The following is a 16,255-nucleotide window of genomic DNA, read 5'->3' as shown; positions in this document are numbered from 1 at the left end:
CCTCCAGCGCACACCGGCGATGGCGATTGGGCTGACCGATCGCGTTTGGACGCTGCGAGCGTGGCTGTCACGGCCTCAAGGCGTTCCCTGTCGGGCATAGTTCCAGCCAACTACCGATGCGGGTGACCTGGCCGTAATCGTCCTTGCCGTTCAGGGCCGGGGCGAAGCGACCCCAGACATCGATGATGACGCAGCTGGCATTCGGGTGTGCGTGTAGCCACTCCCGTAACACCGTAACCCGGTCCTCGTAAGCGTTCGGGACCTGCGTTCTGAAGGCCAGGGTGTGCACGGCCGTCTCGGGTTCCAGCAGCTCGGTACGTTTCAGCAGCCGGGCTGGACTGTCCTCCAGGGCGAGGTACAGGACGTCCCCTGCGGTGACCTGCTCGTTCAGGAACGGTCGCGCTTCGGTCAGGCTGAGGGCAAGCTGAAGGGCCAGCCAGCTCTTCCCGAGTTTGGGTTTCCCGGCCAGCAGGGTCAGGCCGACGGGCAGCAGGTTGGTGACCGTGAACCGCTCGGGTGGAAGGGGCATCGTCTGCAACTCGGTCAGCGTGAACTCGGTCGGGAGGATGATGCGGCCTGCCGGAGAGGAATCGACGGACGGGGTAGGGGGGATGACGTCGAGTGGGACTGGGAGCGGGGTAGGGTAGGGGTGAATCAAGTGGACCTCCTTGGGGGAACTGGGAACGAGTCTGGGAATGGAAAACGTCAGGCGGCCGCGGCCGACGCCGGGAGCAATAAGGACCAATCATTTCGCCTGGAGGCGAAGCGGCCACCGCTGCGGATTTCGACGAGTGTCGGAACATCTCCACTGGGGAGAAAGTAAACGTCAGGATCTTCGAGTGCCTTGAGGCATACGAGTGCTATGACGTCGCAGTCGGCTGAATAGTTTTTGGGGTAGGTGTACTGACCGTAGAAGCTTGTTCTTTGACGGGGAAGGTGAAACTTCCATGATCCGTCGGAAGACATTTCCGTGGTCTTAACGTCTACTAATTGTCCCTCAATAATGAGGTCGTAAGGGTCATTCTCTAACAAGCGGGGCTGAGTCGTCAAGCCCCGCGCCTGCGCAAGTTGAGTAAGCAGGGCTTCACCCTTCTTCCCGAGTTGAACGGCGCGGCTTTTCGTCTGGAGCCCCATCTTCCCCCGGTGCCGTTTGACGGTACTCACGCTGACTCCTGCGTGCGCTGCGGCTTCCGCATCCGTCAATCCGAGCGTGTGCGCGGTGCGAATGGCGTCCTGTTGTTGGTGCGTGATCTGTGGCATGAACCCTCCTTCTTCCGGCCCCGCCGGAACAAATCAGGCGTGCCTGGAGAGGCACGCCTGGAACCGAGTGATGAACTGAACAACCTGAAGAGGGCGCAGTGCGCAGCCTTCCGGTTCCCTTCGATTGTTGTACAACGGCTGTCAAGCCCCCTCCAGGAGAGCGGCACATGAACGCACGCGAACGCACCTGCTTCCCTACAATCCCGGCTGATGAAAATACCGAGCCAGTGGATCTTTTCCTCGCTTTTGTTCTTCAGTGGAGCTGCCGGTGCCACCGTGCAGAAGTGCGGAGATTACACGATCAAAGCCAGCACCGTGGAAACCAGCAGCGGCTACCCCATGCGGTACCTGAATGTGACCCGAGGTGGGAAGGCCGTCATGTCATTCAGCGACAGCAGTGTGGGCATGCAGTGGTGCCGCGACGTGACCGGGGACGGCACACCAGAGATGGTCATCACGGCGTACGCCGGCCCTGCGGGCACTTATCGGCTTTACTCCATGGGGTCCACACCACGCCTCATCCGCCAGGGGTTTGTGTACGGTGACGGCTTCGACCTGACGCCCGTCCAACTGGATGGAAAGGGCGCCTTGGAACTCGTCATGTCGGCACAGTGGCTGTACGAGCGGTACACGGACGAGTACAGGCTGGATGACTTCAGAATCAAGTTCCCTGAAATCTTGCAGTGGAATGGTCGTCAGTACGTGACGGCCAATCGCCAGTTCCCCGCCATTGTCGCCAAGCGGACCCTGGCCCGCGCCCCACAAGACAAAGTCGACATCCTCAGCGCCATGCTGGGCCTGTACTCGCAGGGGCGTGACTCGGAGGTCCAGGTCCTCCTGAACCGTATCCCCAACTCCCAGCTCAGGCAGTGGGGTGAAGGGATGAAGAGCCGTCTGAAACAGGACGCCGCGCTGTTCGACCTGAAGGACTGGCCGCTGCGCTACGGGTTCAGTCCCAAAACGGAAGTCGACGGTGCCGTGGGGGGCTTCACGGCTCCAGGCCGTGAAGAGTTCCTGGCTGTCGTCAAGAGCAAAGACAGCGGACCGGGCGTGAAGGCCGGCGAGGCCGCCCTCATGCTGTTCTCCAAAGGGCAGGACGGACAGATCACCGGGCAGCGGCTCCCGGTGAAAGCCGTTGATTACCCACTGGTGGCGCTGCCTTGGTTCGGTGAAACGCACGACGTGCAGATGGGTGACACCATCTACCGGATTGAGAACGGGCAACTGATCCCCTCTCCGCACCCAGTCATGCAGCAGGCCTCGCACCTGTTCAACAGCCTGACGCAGGCCATCAACGGGACGGGCGCTACCCGTCAGCAGGCGCGCCAAGCCGTACAGGGACTTATGGCCAAGCAGATCGGGATGGGCTCCGTGTTCTCCCCGCTGACCTGGGAAGAGTTCTACCTGCAAGACATAGAGTTCCTGGGAATCCCTGACGCCACGACACACCACATCTCCGCTGATGCCAGCATCACCCTGATGGGGCAGCACGTTCAGGCGCGGATCAACATCTTCTACAAACTGGTCAACGGGAAGTGGGTCATGACGGAGTGGTTTCTGACCTGACCGTCACAGACGGTCGCCGGGTGAGAACCGCAGGTGCGCGGCCTTCAAGTCGCCATCCAGGTAAGTGACGTAACGCCGGGTCATATCCAGACTGCTGTGACCGAGAATCTGCTGCAACGTGAACACGTCCCCACCGTTGCGCAGGAACTCCACCGCAAACCCCCTGCGGAACGCATGAGGTGCGCAGTCCTGCCGCGCAATCTTGACCCGCACTGCCAGCTTGGAGAGTCGAATCTGCACGCCGCTCTTGGTCAGGGGTTGACCACCCCTGTTCAGGAGCACCTGCTCCTGCCCGGCAACAGCCGGCCGCCGCTCCTTGCGGAGATAGGCATTCACCGCCAGCGTAGCCTTGGCGCCAATCGGGACGAAGCGCTCCTTGTTGCCCTTCCCCAGCACCCGAATCAGCCCCTGCGGGAACAGAAGGTCAGTCATCCGCAGATCAACCAGCTCCTGCACACGCAAGCCCGTATCGAACAGTGTCACGATCAACGCCGCGTCACGCAGCGGCTGATCCGAATCCCGGCAGGCACCCAACAAGGACTTCACCACCGCCGCTGTCACCGTCGGCATACGCTCCCGCACCAGTGTCGGCAGCTCCAGGCGCTGCGCAGGACTCTTCTCCAAGATCTCCTCGTGCGCACTCCAGTTGAACAGAGCCCGCACAGCCCTGGCGTGCGCGTGAACGCCTCCAATATTCAGGCCCTGATCCTCCAGCCACCGCAGGAACAACCGCAGGTGAGATACCCTGACATCCTCCGCCATCAGGACCAGCCCCTGCGCCTCCAGAAACCGGGCAAAGACGCGTTCCGTGCATTCGTAGTACCGCAGAGTCGCGGCGGTGCGTCGACGCGCCCGCAAGTGAAGGTAGAACTGCTGCCAGAGTTCGCTGATCTGCATAGAGACCCTCCCTGACGGCACCCAGAACACGCGCTGTAGAGCACACGATCACGTCTACCAGACCCCCAATCACTCGAACCAGGCAAAAGGAAAAACCCCGTCATTGACGGGGTTTTTCTATCTGGCTCGGCAGGTTGGGGTCGAACCAACGACCGTCCGATTAACAGTCGGATGCTCTGCCACTGAGCTACTGCCGAATACCTGTGGCGGGCCGTTTCCGGCGCGAGAGGGATAGTAGCACGCACCCATATGCCGCGCAAGTCCTCCGGGCGCGCGGTCCCCACCTGTCCAGACACCCGGCGCGGTCCGGGGCCGTTGCGTGGGTGCCGGAACCCGTTCAGGCCTGAGCGCCGCCCGGCATGATCGTTCCCGGCGTCACGCCCAGGCGGTCGAGGGCCGCCTGCCAGCGTTCGGCGGCGGGGACGTTCCAGATCAGGTCCGGGGTGTCCTGTTCCACCCATATCCAGCTGCCCTCGCGGGCTTCCTCGGTCAGTTGCCCCGCGCCCCACCCGGCGTACCCCAGGACCAGCATGAAGCGCTGCCCGGAGGCGATGACGGCCCGCAGGACGTCCAGGCTGCTGGAGACGTTCAGGCCGTCTGTCAGGCGCATCTCGCCGTCCAGGCCGACCGGCTGGGGGTACAGGCACCAGCCGAGCGTCGGGTCGACCGGGCCGCCCAGCCACGCCGGCTCTGAACGGTCCGGCACGTCCGGCAGGAGTTCCGAGACGCCCTGCGACAGGGCGGCGTTCACGATCAGGCCCATGGCCCCCTTGCGGTCGTGTTCCAGCAGCAGGATCACGGCATTTTCGAAGACCCCGCCGCGCAGGTGCGGGCTTGCCACGAGAAAAGTCAGTGGACCGCTCATTTCCCCGCAGGATACCGCGCTGTGGCCGGGGCGCCGCCCAGGACAGGACAACCCCCACCGCGCCGGGGAAGGCGGGTGGGGGCAGGGGAGGGGGGCGGCGCGTCAGGCGCGGGCGTCGGGGCTGCGGCGGGTGCTCTTGCGCTTGGCCGGTGCGGGCGCGGCGGGGGCGCTGCCGTCGCGGGGCGTCTCGAGGGCTTTCAGGCCGCCCACGAGGGCCACGTCGAGCACCTGATCGACCGTCTCGCAGGGGTGGAAGCGCATGCTGGTGCGCAGGTGCACCGGGATGTCCCGCAGGTCGCTCTCGTTCGCCTTGGGCATGATGATGTGCTTGATGCCGGCGCGGCGCGCACCCAGCACCTTCTCTTTCAGACCGCCGATGGGCAGGTAACGGCCGGTCAGGGTCATCTCGCCGGTCATGGCGACGTCGTGACGGGCGGGAATGCCGGCCAGGGCGCTGATGAGGCTGGTGACCATGGCCCCGCCGGCGCTGGGGCCTTCCTTGGGGATCGCGCCAGCGGGCACGTGAATGTGGATCTCGCTGTCGTCGATGCGCGCCTTGTCGATGTGGAAGCGTTCGGCGTTGCTCTTGATGTACGTCAGGGCGGCGCGGGCCGATTCCTTCATGACGTCACCGAGCTGCCCGGTCAGGACCAGGCCCTTGCCGGGGCTGATGCTGGTCTCCACGAACAGGATGTCGCCGCCGACCGGGGTGTAGAACATGCCGGTGCTGACGCCCACCATGTCTTCCTTGCCTTCGGTTTCGGGAATGTGGCGCGGCTGACCCAGGTAACGGTCGAGTTCCTTGTCCGTGACCTTCACGCGCTTGACCTCGCCGGTGGCGATGCGGCGGGCGACCTTGCGGGCGACCGTGCCGATCTCGCGTTCGAGGTTGCGCACGCCGGCCTCGCGGGTGTAGTGGCTGATCAGTTTCTCCAGCGCGGCGTCCGTGAACGCGATCTGGTTGCCTTTCAGGCCGTTCTGGGTGAGCTGGCGGGGCAGCAGGTAGCGTTTGGCGATCTCGAGTTTCTCCTGCTCGATGTAGCTGGAGAAGTCAATGACTTCCATGCGGTCCATCAGGGCCGGGGGGATCTGCTCGGGGTAGTTGGCGGTGGCGATGAACATGACCTCGCTCAGGTCGAAGGGCACGCCGAGGTAGTGGTCCGTGAAGTGCTGGTTCTGCGCGGGGTCCAGCACCTCGAGCAGCGCGGCCGAGGGGTCGCCCTGGTAGCTGGAGCCGAGCTTGTCGACCTCGTCGAGCAGGATCACGGGGTTCTTGGTGCCGGCGGTGCGGATGCCCTGGATCAGGCGGCCGGGCATCGCGCCGATGTACGTGCGGCGGTGGCCGCGGATGTCGCTCTCGTCACGGGCGCCGCCCAGGGCGATGCGCACGTACTTGCGGCCCAGCGCCTTGGCGATGCTCTGCGCGATGGAGGTCTTGCCGACGCCGGGGGGGCCGGTGAACACCAGGATGGGGCCCTTGTTCACGTCCTCGGCGCTCAGTTCGCCGCGCGCGGCGCGTTCCTTGCGCAGGCGGCGCACGGCGAGGAATTCCAGCACGCGGTCCTTGACCTTCTCCAGGCCGTAGTGGTCGTCGTCGAGGATGGTGGCGGCGGCCCCCACGTCCAGCTGGTCCTCGCTGCGTTCGTTCCAGGGCAGTTCGGTCACCCAGGTCAGGTAGGTGCGGATCACGCTGGCCTCGGCCGCGTCGGGGTGCATGCGGGCCAGGCGGTTGATTTCCCGGTCGATGTCCTTCCTGACCTCGGGTTTCAGGTCGAGGGCCTCGATCTTGGTGCGGAAGGCTTCGGCCTCGTCGCCGTCCTCGCCGTCCTCGCCGCCCTGCAGTTCCTTCTGGATGACTTTCATCTGTTCGCGCAGGTAGTACTCGCGCTGGTTCTTGTCGATCTCTTCTTTCACCTGGGCGCGGATCTTGGCCTGCACGGCCTGCACTTCCTGTTCGGTGTCGAGCAGGGTGAGCAGTTTGCGGATGCGGGCGGTCAGGCTGGGCAGTTCCAGCAGCGCCTGCTTGTCCTCGAGTTTGAAGTCGAGGTTGAAGGCGATGTGGTCGGCCATCTCGCCGATGTCTTCCTTGTTGCCGATGGTCTGCACGTTCTCGGCCGTGATCTTGCCGCCGGAGGCGATGGCCTCGAAGCGTTCGCGCAGTTCGCGGCTCAGGGCCTGCAGTTCGACGGTGTCGTCGGTGGCGGCGCTCAGGGGGGTGATGTCGGCGCTCAGGTGGTCGCCGCGGGTGTAGTTGCTGGCGCGCACGCGGGCGACGGCGGACACGAGCATCTGCACGGTGCCGTCCGGGTTCTTGCGCACCCGCAGGACGTTGCAGGCGGTGCCGACGTCGTACAGGTCGCTGCCCTGGGGGTCGTCGATGTCCTTGTCCTTCTGCGAGACGATCAGGATGACCTTGTCGCTGGCCATGGCCGCCTCGATCGCGCCGATGGAGATGGCGCGGCTGGCGTCGATGTGCTGGACCATGGTGGGGTAGATGACGCTGCCGCGGACGGGGCAGACGGGAACGTTGCTGGGCAGGGGGTGGGTTTCGGTGGGCATGCGGAACTCCTTTGGCCCGGTCGGGTCTGGCTGAGATGCGGGTTCCTGGCACGCTCGATACCAAGAAACTTGAGTGCAACTATATCAAGTTGAAGGAGCTGCGGCAAGCGCGGCCCGCTCCTCCGCCGGACGGCCTATTCCTCGTGCTTCACGCTGAAATCCTACGCCCGAAAGCCTGACACAACCCTCACGGGAACCTGACGCGACATTCACACACCTCACCCCCCACACCCCTCCCCACGGCCGCCAGTCCGGCAACCCCGGCGGGGTGCCGCTATGCTGCGCCGCATGACACGCCTGCGCTGGCGCATATCCCACCGTCCACCCCTCCCCCCCGGCTGCGCGCTGTTCCTGACCGGCGACCACCGCGCCTGGAGCAGCGACCCCTCCGGCTGGACCTTCGACCCCGCCGGAGAACTGACCAGCGAACACCCGCACGGCACCCTGCTGAGCGTCAAGGTCCGCGCCCGCCACCCGGACGGCACCGTCACCGAGGAAGGCGACGCCTGGGGAGGCCGCGCCGCCCCCCACCGGCACGTCGTGACCGGCGACGCTGGCATCGACCTGCACGTGGCCGGATGGCAGGACGCCAGCGAGGGCCGCGGCCGCCCGGGACGCAGCGCCCCACCCCGCGAGGAAACCGTGCTGCACGCCCCCTGGGGAGACCAGCCCGTGCGGCTGTGGTGGCCCGAGGGGCAAGGCGGCCCGCTGCCGCTGCTGATCCTGCACGACGGCCAGAACGCCTTCGACGAGGCCCCCACCTTCGCCGGGGAGAGCTGGGACGCCGCCGGGGCCGCGCAGGCCCTCGCGGACGCCGGGCACCCGGTGCGCATCGCCGCGCTGCCCGTGAACCACGGGCGCAGCCGCCGCTACGTCCCGTTCCCCTTCGAACTGAACGACTTCGACAGCGGCGCGGACGAGTACGCCGACTGGCTGAAAGGCAGCCTCCTGCCGCACCTGCACGCCCGCTTCGGCCCTGTCCCCGCGCAGGACACCGCGCTGGCCGGCTCCAGCTTCGGCGGCCTGATCACCGCCTACGCCGGCCTGCGTGACCCCGGCACGTACGGCACGCTGGGCGTCTTCAGCCCCGCCCTCTGGCCCGCCGACCACGCCTTCCTGCGCTGGCTCCCCGGGCGCCGCGACCCGCAGGCGCGCGTGTGGATCGACATGGGCGACCACGAGCAGGGTACCGTGGCCGCCTCACGGGACCTCGTGACCCACACCCGCGACCTGACCGCCCAGCTCGCCCCGCACGTCAGAGAGGCCCGCTTCACCGTCGGGGAGGGCCACTGGCACGACGAACCCGCATGGCGCGAACGCCTGCCCGCCTTCCTGCGCTGGTGGCGGGAAGGCTGATCAGCGCAGCAGGTCGCCCGCGATGATGATCTTCTGGATCTCGCTGGTGCCCTCGTAGATGCGCAGCAGGCGCTGGTCGCGGTAGTAGCGTTCGACGGGGCTGTCTTTCATGTAGCCCATGCCGCCCGCGACCTGCACGGCCTTGTCGGCCACCTGCGAGAGCGCCTCGGTGGCGTGGTACTTGGCGACACTGGCCATGCGGCGCACGTCCTGGCCCTCGTCGACCATCCACGCGACTTTCTGCCACAGCACGCGGCTGGTCTGCACGGCGATCTCCATCTCGGCCAGCATGAACTGCACGGCCTGGAACTGCGCGATGGGTTTCCCGAACTGTTCGCGGGCCCTGGCGTGCGCGACCGAGAGGTCCAGCAGGCGCTGCATGGCGCCCGTAGAGCGCGCGGCGATGCCGACGCGGCCGTTCGTGAGGATGCCCAGCGCCTCGCGGTAGCCCATGTGTTCGGGGCCCAGCAGGTTCGCGGCCGGGATCTCGGCGTCCTGGAAGATGACCTCGGCGCTCAGGGCGCCCTTCTGGCCCATCTTCTCGTCGATCTTGCCGATGGTCACGCCGGGCGTGGTCTGCGGTTCGACCAGGAAGGCACTCATGCCCCTGGTGCCCTGGCTGGGGTCGGTGACGGCGATGACGGTCAGCAGGCCCGCGATGGGCGCGTTGCTGATGTAGTGCTTGGTGCCGTTCAGGACGTACACGTCGCCCCGCTTCTCGGCGCGGGTGCGGATGTTCGCGGCGTCGCTGCCCGAACTGGGTTCGGTGATGGCGAAGCCCGCGACGCACTCGCCCGAGGCCATGCGCGGCAGGAACCGGGCCTTCTGCTCAGGGGTGCCCAGTTTCACGAGGCCGCTGGTGCCGATGCTGGCGTGCGCGCTGATCACCCCGCCGAAGCCCATGTGCCCCTGCCCGAGCGCCTCGTACGCGGCGCAGCGGCCCAGCGCGCCCAGGCCCACCCCGCCGTACTCCTCGGGGATGCTCAGGCCGAACAGGCCCAGCCCGGCGGCCTCGCGCAGCAGTTCCGGGGGGACGCTGTTCGTCTCCTCGATCTCGTGCGCGCGGGGTTCCACGCGCGACAGCATGAAGTCACGGATGGTGGCCTGCACCTCGCGCAGGTCCTCTGGCAGATTGAAATTCATGTGACCACACACTACCGCTCCGGGCCGGTAAGGGAAGTGCAGATCACACGCTGACCAGCCAGAACCTGTCAGGATACTTACAGTCTGTCCGTTTCCCGGAGGTCGTATGACGACGCCACACACCCACCCGCCTGTCTCCCCTCCCGCGCCCACCTGGCTGCTGCGCACGCTGGGACAGGCGGAAGTCCTCGTGAACGGCGCGGCCGTCGTGTGGCCCGCCCGCAGCGCCGAGGAACTCCTGTGGTACCTGCACGCCCACCCCGACGGCCGTTACCGGCACGACCTGCTGCGCGACCTGTGGGACCTGGACGACACCCCGGCTGCCCTGAACCGCTTCCGGGTGACGCTGCACCGGCTGAGGCACGCGCTGGGCAGTCCCGGCGCCGTGACCGAGAACGGCGGCCGGTACGCCCTGCACCCGGACCTGCTGGCCGCCAGCGACACGGCCGCGCTGCACCACGCGCTGCGCGGCGCCCGGCGGGCCGATCAGCCACGCGAACGCGAGGAACTGCTGCGCCGCGCCCTGGCCAGCGCGGACGGCGAGTACCTGCCGCAGCTGAGCGGCGAGTGGGTGCAGGCGGCGCGGCAGGCGCACCGCGCGGCGGTCGTGGAAGCCCACCTGACCCTGGCGCGGCTGCACTGCGACGCGCACGAATGCCCGCTGGCCGCGCAGGAACTCGTGCGGGCCGCCGCCACCGATCCGCTGATCGGCGAGGACCACCACCAGCGGCTGATGGCGTGTCTGGCCATGACCAGGGGACGCTACGCCGCGACCGAACACTACCGCCGCTACCGGTCCTTCCTGGCCGACGAGATCGGGGACACGCCCATGGCCGACACCGTGGCCCTCGCCGAACGCCTCAAGGACGGCGAGCTGCCCTGCGTGGACACCCCCTTCCGCCCCGCCGGTTCCCGCGAGTGATACGGACTCCGATTGAACGGGCTGCAAAGCCTGTTCAATCCGGGCGAAGCGAGTGGAAGAAAAACGGGTTCCGGACGTGGAGCCGGCAATCCGGTGAAGTTCCGGATTGTTGGCGAAACAAACGGAATCCGTATGACGCCGCGGCTGGGTGGGCGCGGGCCGTAATGCCCCGGTAACGCCCCCACCGGACCCTCCAGGCATGGAGGTTCCCCATGCACGTACATGACCTGATGAGCGCCCCGGCCGTCACGGCGGCCCCCACCCTCTCGCTGCCGGACGCCGCCCACCTGATGCGGTCACGCGGTGTCCGGCGACTGCCGGTCCTGGAGGGCGAGACCCTGATCGGCATCGTCACCGACCGCGACCTGCGCGAGGCGATGCCCAGCCGCCTGAGCAGCCTGTCCCCCTGGGAGGCCACGACGCGGCTGGCGGCCGTGACGGTCGCGGACGTGATGCGCCGCTCGGTCCTGACCACCGCCCCCGAAGCGGACGCCCGGGACGCGGCCCACACCATGCTCACCCACCGCGTGGGCGCCCTGCCCGTCGTGAACGGGCAGGGGCGCGTGGTGGGAGTCGTGACCGTCAGCGACGTGCTGCGCGACTACGCCGGCACGGACCCGGCGGCAACCGCGGCCGGCAGGGCGCTGTGAGCGGCCCGCCCCACAGGGACCGCGGCGAGGCCCCGCGCGGCACGCTGGTCGTGATCCTCACGCTGGTCCTGAGCATCCTGAGTCTGTGGATGCTGGTCCTGGGCGTCCTGCAGGGCAGGGCCTGACGTGGGCGTCCCCGACGCTCCCGCCCGGCTGGACCACCACACGCTGGAACGCTACGAGACGGCGTGGCTGGGCATCGCGGTCGTCATGACGGCCCTGCTGTTCGTGGGCGTGCTCGCCAGCCTGATCAGCGGCACCTACCCCGCCCTGAAGACCGACGCCGGTCACGCCCACACCGGCGGGATCGTCCGGGGCCGCGTGGATCCGAAGAACCTCGCCGCGACGCCCTTCGCGAAACCGGGGCTGGTCGTGGACGACCGCGGGCAGCCCGCCCTGAACGAGCAGGGCACCCTGGACGCGTACCTCGTGGCGGGGAACTTCACGTTCCAGCCAGCCGTCCTGCGCGTCCCGGCGGGCGTGCCCGTCACGCTGCACGTCACCGCGACCGACGTCGCGCACGGCTTTCAGGTGACCGGCACGAACATCAACGCCGAGATCCTGCCCGGGCACGTCGCCTCGCTGACCGTCACGTTCCGCCACCCGGGCGAGCAGCACGCCATCTGCAACGAGTACTGCGGGGTGGGGCATCACAACATGATCACCCGCTTCGTGGTCGATCCGCCTGCCACAGGCGCCAAGGAGACCCAGTGACCACCGCCCTTCCCTCCCAGTCGGCCCCCAGCGCGTCGCTGCCGGGCCTGGACGCCGCCACGCTGAGCAGCCTCAAGACGCTCACGCAGTACTACGCCGTGACCGCCTTCATCGCCCTGATGATCGGCGTGCTGCTGGGGCCGCTGCAGGCGCTGAACTACGGCGGCATCAACGTGTACGACTACCCCCTGCTGAAGGTCCTGCTGGGGTCGTACTACCAGGGCCTGACGCTGCACGGCGTGCTGAACGCGCTGGTGTTCACGCAGTTCTTCATCAGCGGCTGGATGCTGTACCTGCCGGTGCGGGACCTGAACATCCGCCCGAACATGCGCTTCGCGTGGTTCACGTACCTGACCATGACCGCCGGGCTGCTCACGGCCGCCGTGCCGCTGCTGACGAACAACGCGACGGTGCTGTACACCTTCTACCCGCCGCTGGAGGGCAGCCCGGCGTTCTACATCGGCGCGGCCATCATGGTCGCCGCGAGCCTGCTGGTGGCCGGGCAGGTCGTGTGGCTGTGGCTGGCCTGGAAACGCGCCCACCCGGGCCGCGTGACGCCCGTCGTGACGTACATGAGCGTCGCCACGTGGCTGATGTGGGTCGTGGCGGCGCTGGGACTGGTGGTCGAGGTCGTGGTCATGCTGATCCCCTGGTCGCTGGGCCTGACGCGCGGCGTGGACCCGCTGCTGGCCCGCACGCTGTTCTGGTGGACGGGGCACCCCATCGTGTACTTCTGGCTGCTCCCGGCGTACATCTCGTGGTACGCGTTCCTGCCCCGGCAGGCGGGCGGGCGTATGGCCAGCGAGGGCCTGACCCGTCTGGCGTTCGCGATGTTCCTGGTGTTCAGCGTGCCCGTAGGCCTGCATCACCAGTACGCCGACCCGAACGTGCAGAACAGCTGGAAACTGATCCACATGTTCCTGACGTTCCTGGTCGCGGTGCCCAGCCTGCTGACCGCGTTCAGCGCCGCCGCGTCCCTGGAGGACGCCGCCCGCGCCCGGGGGGGCCGCGGAGTGATCGGGTGGGTGCGCCGCCTGCCGTGGGGGAACGCCAGCATGACCGCGCAGGTGCTCGCCATGGTGTCGTTCATCTTCGGCGGGGCGGGCGGCATCGTGAACGCCTCCATGGCCTTCTCTCCCGTGGTGCACAACACCGCGTGGATTCCCGGGCACTTCCACATCACGGTCGGCACCGCGACCACCCTGACGTTCATGGGCGTGATGTTCTGGCTGGTCCCGCACCTGACCGGCAAGCGCCTCGCCGCGCCCCGTCTGGCGCTGGCGTCGGTGTGGTGGTGGTTCACGGGCATGATGCTCTTCGCGCTCGGCATGCACTGGCAGGGTCTGGCGGGCGTGCCCCGGCGCGTGCAGGTGAGCGCCTCGGCGGGGCAGGCGGTGTACGACGCCATGCACCTCGGTGTCCCGAAGGCAATCACGGCGGCCAGCGGCGTCGTGCTGTTCGTCGCGGCGGTCCTCTTCTACGCGGTGCTGTGGCGCACGCTGCTCTCCCGGCGTGTGGACGACCCGGAAAGCACCCCGATCCCCACCAGTGAGGCCATGAGTCCCGCCGGGGAGACCCTGGCCGGGGCGAGCCCCCTGGTGCGCCGCACCGAACCGCTGCTGGCCCTGACCTTCGTGGCCCTGGTGCTGGTGATCCTGGTGTACGGCCCGGTCATCGCGCCCATGCTGGCGAACTACCAGTTCATTCCCGGCCAGAGGCTCTGGTGAGCGCCGTGAACGACCCGCACGGGGACTGGTTCACGCCGGGGCAGGTCGCGGGCTTCGTGGGCCTGCTGGTGCTGGGCACGGCGCTGGGCGTCGGCTCGTACGGGGTCGGGCACCGCCTGGCGGGCACGGGCAGCGGCGCGGTCGTCGCGGCGGCCAGCGCCGCCACCCCGGACGGCCGGGTCCTGTACGCCGGGAACTGCGCCGGCTGCCACGGCACGAAAGCCGAGGGCGCGGTCGGCCCCGCCCTGAAGGTGGTGGGCGCCTGGAACGCCGCCGACTTCCGGCACGCGGTGCTGGACGGGAAGACCCCAGAAGGCCGCACGCTGGGCGTCGTGATGCCCCGCTTCGCCACCACCGGCCTGGACGGCGCGCCCCCCACCGACGCGCAGCTGGCGGCCATCCAGGCGTACGTCAGGACCCTCCAGTGACCCGGCGGCCCTGTTCCTGACCGGAGGCGCGGCAGCCGTCTAGAGCAGCTGCCATGAGGATGCAGCCCTCATGGCCGGGCGGCCCAGCTCCGCAGGAGAGCGGGTGAAGTTGGACGGGCCGGACGGACTGGCACAGCGGCGAAGCACAGAGGGGAGGCACAGAGGGGAGGCACCGGACGTCTGGTGTTCCGATGCCTCCCTTCCGAGAACGGCTCTCGCCTTCCGCGGCGCCCTCCCCCCACCACTCCGTTGCCAGGTTCACGCCCGTGACCGTGACGTCGGGCGCGCGGACGGGACGGCCTTTCCCGCCGTGGGATTGACAGGCCGCCCCGCCGCCTTTAAGCTGTGTGGGCCTGACAGGACGTGGGCGAACAAGGTCCGGTGGGTTTAGCTCAGTTGGTTAGAGCGCCGCTCTGTGGAAGCGGAGGCCGGGGGTTCAAGTCCCCTAATCCACCCCAGAATGGTTCCGGCCCCCCGCAGAGATGCAGAGGGCCGGAACTTCTTTATCCCCTGAACGCGCCGGGATCAGGGAACAGCATGCGGGGATGGCGGAACTGGTAGACGCACCAGACTTAGGATCTGGTATCCACAGGATGTGAGGGTTCAAGTCCCTTTCCTCGCACCAGCACGGCGCAGCGGCGGCCGGACCTTTCGGTGGGTCCGGCCGCCGCGCTGCCGCTGCTTCCCGCAGGTGCCGGCGGACAAATGCACTATGATGTTCGGCGGCATGTCGCGCGCCCCCGCCCCGGTGGAGGCGTGATCGGCACGGCAGAATCAACAGAGGAACGCGTCCCTGACCGCCGCCCCCCTGTGGGGCGCAGGTCCGGACACGCAGACGGGAGACCCAATGGCAGAGCTGATCAGCAGAGAAGGCAACAAGGTGGAATTCAAGGTGTCGGTGCCCGCCGCCGAAGTGAACCGCGCATACGACCAGGTGTGGGCCGGACTGGCGCGCGACGTGCGCGTGCCCGGATTCCGCCCCGGCAAGGCGCCCCGCAAGGTCATCGAGGGCCGCGTCGGGAAGGGGTACGTCGAGCAGGAAGTGCGCGACCGTCTGCTGCAGACCCACTACACCCAGGCCGCCCGTGAACTGAAACTCAGCCTCGTGGATGCCAACATCGACCCCCAGCCGCTGCAGAGCGGTCAGTCCTTCGAGTTCACCGTGAAGGGCGAGACGTACCCCGACGTGAAGCTCGGTGACTGGAGCGGCCTGAACCTGACCGCCGCCGCCCCCGAGATCACCGACGAGGTCCTGGAACGCACCCTGAGCGACCTGCAGGAACGCAACGCGACCTTCGACGACGCCGACCGCGCCATCGAGGCCAGCGACCAGGTGACCATCGAGGAGCAGGGCGAGGACGGCGGCACCTACCCCGTGTACCTCGACGTGGCCGAAGCGCACGTGCGCGACGCGCTGCTGGGCAAGAACAAAGGCGACACCGTGGAGATCACCGTGCCCGCCCACCAGCACGGCGACCACGAGCACGCCGAGCACACCGTCACCGTGAAGATCGTGGACGTGAAGACCAAGAAGCTGCAGGCGCTGGACGACGAGTTCGCCAAGAGCCTGAACTTCGACTCGCTGGAGCGCCTGCGCACCGACCTGAAGGCCGAACTGGAGCGCCGCGCGCAGCAGGAAGGCGAGGCCGGCCGCCGCGAGGAATTCATCAACCACCTCGTTGAGGGCATGCAGGCCGACATTCCGCAGGCGCTGCTGGACCGCCGCCGCGAGGCCATGCAGGAAGAGATTCAGGACGACCTGGGCCGCCAGGGCGTCAAGTGGAGCGAGTACGAGGCCTTCATGAAGGAGCAGGGCAAGCTCGACGAGTTCATGGCCGATCTGGGCAAGAACGCCGAGACCCGCGTGAAGCGTGACCTGGCCCTGGAGAAACTGGCCGAGGACCTGAAGGTCGAGGTCAGCGACGCCGAGTTCAACCAGACCATGATGGCCCTCGCCCAGGCGAACGGCCTGAGCCCCGCCGACCTGAGCAAGCAGCTCGGGCCGAACGGCATCAACTCCTACTACGTCAGCCTGACGCGCGAGAAGGCGCTGCAGCAGGCCATCGCGCAGCTGTCCCAGGGCAGCGCCGCCAGCAGCGAAGAGGGCAGCGCCGAGGGCCAAGCCGAGAGCGACGCCGAGTAAGCCCGTCAGCGCAGGGGGGGGGACG

15 protein-coding genes and 3 tRNA genes are annotated in these 16,255 nt (G+C 67.8%); 11 read left to right on the top strand and 7 right to left on the bottom strand.

Annotated elements, in window-relative coordinates:
* Positions 1-67: 67 nt before the first annotated feature.
* Together ABDZ66_RS12010 and ABDZ66_RS12005 are read right to left on the bottom strand one after the other, a co-directional pair.
* A complete protein-coding gene (locus ABDZ66_RS12010; RefSeq protein WP_343759179.1) occupies positions 68-658 on the bottom strand; it encodes an AAA family ATPase in 591 nt (196 codons plus the stop codon).
* A gap of 47 nt (positions 659-705) precedes the next feature.
* Positions 706-1,260: a helix-turn-helix transcriptional regulator gene (locus ABDZ66_RS12005; RefSeq protein WP_343759177.1), complete on the bottom strand. Its 555-nt coding sequence runs from the start codon at positions 1,258-1,260 to the stop codon at positions 706-708.
* Positions 1,261-1,470: 210 nt separating this feature from the next.
* On the opposite strand from ABDZ66_RS12005, the gene ABDZ66_RS12000 reads away from it, so the two are divergent.
* Positions 1,471-2,826, top strand: a complete 1,356-nt coding sequence (locus tag ABDZ66_RS12000; protein ID WP_343759175.1) for a hypothetical protein — start codon at positions 1,471-1,473, stop codon at positions 2,824-2,826.
* Between the two features lie 3 nt (positions 2,827-2,829).
* Here ABDZ66_RS12000 and ABDZ66_RS11995 read toward each other — a convergent pair whose 3' ends face one another.
* The 4 genes from ABDZ66_RS11995 to lon form a co-directional block, all read right to left on the bottom strand.
* On the bottom strand, positions 2,830-3,723 hold the full coding sequence (locus ABDZ66_RS11995; protein WP_343759173.1) for a tyrosine-type recombinase/integrase: 894 nt from the start codon (positions 3,721-3,723) through the stop codon (positions 2,830-2,832).
* Positions 3,724-3,845: 122 nt separating this feature from the next.
* Positions 3,846-3,920: transfer RNA gene (locus tag ABDZ66_RS11990), tRNA-Asn, on the bottom strand.
* Between the two features lie 140 nt (positions 3,921-4,060).
* Positions 4,061-4,588 carry a YqgE/AlgH family protein gene (locus ABDZ66_RS11985; RefSeq protein WP_343759171.1) on the bottom strand — a complete coding sequence of 176 codons (528 nt, stop codon included), beginning with the start codon at positions 4,586-4,588 and terminating at the stop codon, positions 4,061-4,063.
* Positions 4,589-4,690: 102 nt separating this feature from the next.
* Positions 4,691-7,147 (bottom strand): endopeptidase La, encoded by a 2,457-nt coding sequence (lon, locus tag ABDZ66_RS11980; protein WP_343759169.1) that lies wholly within the window; start codon positions 7,145-7,147, stop codon positions 4,691-4,693.
* Positions 7,148-7,435: 288 nt separating this feature from the next.
* Between lon and ABDZ66_RS11975 the strand changes: the two genes are divergently transcribed.
* The gene (locus ABDZ66_RS11975) at positions 7,436-8,503 is read left to right on the top strand and encodes an alpha/beta hydrolase (protein WP_343759167.1); all 1,068 of its coding nucleotides are present in this window, start codon (positions 7,436-7,438) and stop codon (positions 8,501-8,503) included.
* Here ABDZ66_RS11975 and ABDZ66_RS11970 read toward each other — a convergent pair whose 3' ends face one another.
* Positions 8,504-9,646 (bottom strand): acyl-CoA dehydrogenase family protein, encoded by a 1,143-nt coding sequence (locus ABDZ66_RS11970; protein ID WP_343759165.1) that lies wholly within the window; start codon positions 9,644-9,646, stop codon positions 8,504-8,506.
* Between the two features lie 106 nt (positions 9,647-9,752).
* Between ABDZ66_RS11970 and ABDZ66_RS11965 the strand changes: the two genes are divergently transcribed.
* The 9 genes from ABDZ66_RS11965 to tig all read left to right on the top strand — a co-directional run bounded on the left by ABDZ66_RS11965 (position 9,753) and on the right by tig (position 16,230).
* Positions 9,753-10,568 carry an AfsR/SARP family transcriptional regulator gene (locus ABDZ66_RS11965; RefSeq protein ID WP_343759163.1) on the top strand — a complete coding sequence of 272 codons (816 nt, stop codon included), beginning with the start codon at positions 9,753-9,755 and terminating at the stop codon, positions 10,566-10,568.
* 212 nt (positions 10,569-10,780) lie between these two features.
* Positions 10,781-11,218 carry a CBS domain-containing protein gene (locus tag ABDZ66_RS11960; RefSeq protein WP_343759161.1) on the top strand — a complete coding sequence of 146 codons (438 nt, stop codon included), beginning with the start codon at positions 10,781-10,783 and terminating at the stop codon, positions 11,216-11,218.
* Complete coding sequence (locus tag ABDZ66_RS11955) at positions 11,215-11,343, top strand: cytochrome c oxidase subunit 2A (protein ID WP_343759158.1); 129 nt, start codon at positions 11,215-11,217, stop codon at positions 11,341-11,343. Before ABDZ66_RS11960 ends, ABDZ66_RS11955 begins: the two co-directional genes overlap by 4 nt.
* A 1-nt stretch (position 11,344) precedes the next feature.
* Entirely contained in the window at positions 11,345-11,932 is a 588-nt protein-coding gene (locus ABDZ66_RS11950; RefSeq protein ID WP_343759156.1) for a cytochrome C oxidase subunit II, read from the top strand.
* Entirely contained in the window at positions 11,929-13,659 is a 1,731-nt protein-coding gene (locus ABDZ66_RS11945) for a b(o/a)3-type cytochrome-c oxidase subunit 1 (RefSeq protein WP_343759154.1), read from the top strand. Before ABDZ66_RS11950 ends, ABDZ66_RS11945 begins: the two co-directional genes overlap by 4 nt.
* Positions 13,656-14,087, top strand: a complete 432-nt coding sequence (locus ABDZ66_RS11940) for a c-type cytochrome (RefSeq protein WP_343759152.1) — start codon at positions 13,656-13,658, stop codon at positions 14,085-14,087. The genes ABDZ66_RS11945 and ABDZ66_RS11940 overlap by 4 nt, the downstream gene beginning before the upstream one ends.
* 381 nt (positions 14,088-14,468) lie before the next feature.
* A tRNA-His gene (locus ABDZ66_RS11935) sits at positions 14,469-14,545 on the top strand.
* Positions 14,546-14,626: 81 nt separating this feature from the next.
* Positions 14,627-14,712 (top strand) — tRNA-Leu (locus ABDZ66_RS11930).
* Between the two features lie 222 nt (positions 14,713-14,934).
* Complete coding sequence (gene tig, locus ABDZ66_RS11925) at positions 14,935-16,230, top strand: trigger factor (RefSeq protein ID WP_343759150.1); 1,296 nt, start codon at positions 14,935-14,937, stop codon at positions 16,228-16,230.
* The last annotated feature ends 25 nt before the right edge of the window (positions 16,231-16,255 follow it).

Source organism: Deinococcus depolymerans (assembly GCF_039522025.1).
In the GTDB taxonomy this organism is placed as follows: Bacteria; Deinococcota; Deinococci; order Deinococcales; family Deinococcaceae; genus Deinococcus; species Deinococcus depolymerans.
This window is presented reverse-complemented; position numbering and strand designations above follow the sequence as displayed.

What these genes read in the sequence shown, in the direction of transcription:
- ABDZ66_RS12005 (WP_343759177.1), bottom strand. Translation starts at nt 1,260, where the DNA reads ATGCCACAGATCACGCACCAACAACAGGACGCCATTCGCACCGCGCAC.
- ABDZ66_RS12000 (WP_343759175.1), top strand. Translation starts at nt 1,471, where the DNA reads ATGAAAATACCGAGCCAGTGGATCTTTTCCTCGCTTTTGTTCTTCAGT.
- ABDZ66_RS11995 (WP_343759173.1), bottom strand. Translation starts at nt 3,723, where the DNA reads ATGCAGATCAGCGAACTCTGGCAGCAGTTCTACCTTCACTTGCGGGCG.
- ABDZ66_RS11985 (WP_343759171.1), bottom strand. Translation starts at nt 4,588, where the DNA reads ATGAGCGGTCCACTGACTTTTCTCGTGGCAAGCCCGCACCTGCGCGGC.
- lon (WP_343759169.1), bottom strand. Translation starts at nt 7,147, where the DNA reads ATGCCCACCGAAACCCACCCCCTGCCCAGCAACGTTCCCGTCTGCCCC.
- ABDZ66_RS11975 (WP_343759167.1), top strand. Translation starts at nt 7,436, where the DNA reads ATGACACGCCTGCGCTGGCGCATATCCCACCGTCCACCCCTCCCCCCC.
- ABDZ66_RS11970 (WP_343759165.1), bottom strand. Translation starts at nt 9,646, where the DNA reads ATGAATTTCAATCTGCCAGAGGACCTGCGCGAGGTGCAGGCCACCATC.
- ABDZ66_RS11965 (WP_343759163.1), top strand. Translation starts at nt 9,753, where the DNA reads ATGACGACGCCACACACCCACCCGCCTGTCTCCCCTCCCGCGCCCACC.
- ABDZ66_RS11960 (WP_343759161.1), top strand. Translation starts at nt 10,781, where the DNA reads ATGCACGTACATGACCTGATGAGCGCCCCGGCCGTCACGGCGGCCCCC.
- tig (WP_343759150.1), top strand. Translation starts at nt 14,935, where the DNA reads ATGGCAGAGCTGATCAGCAGAGAAGGCAACAAGGTGGAATTCAAGGTG.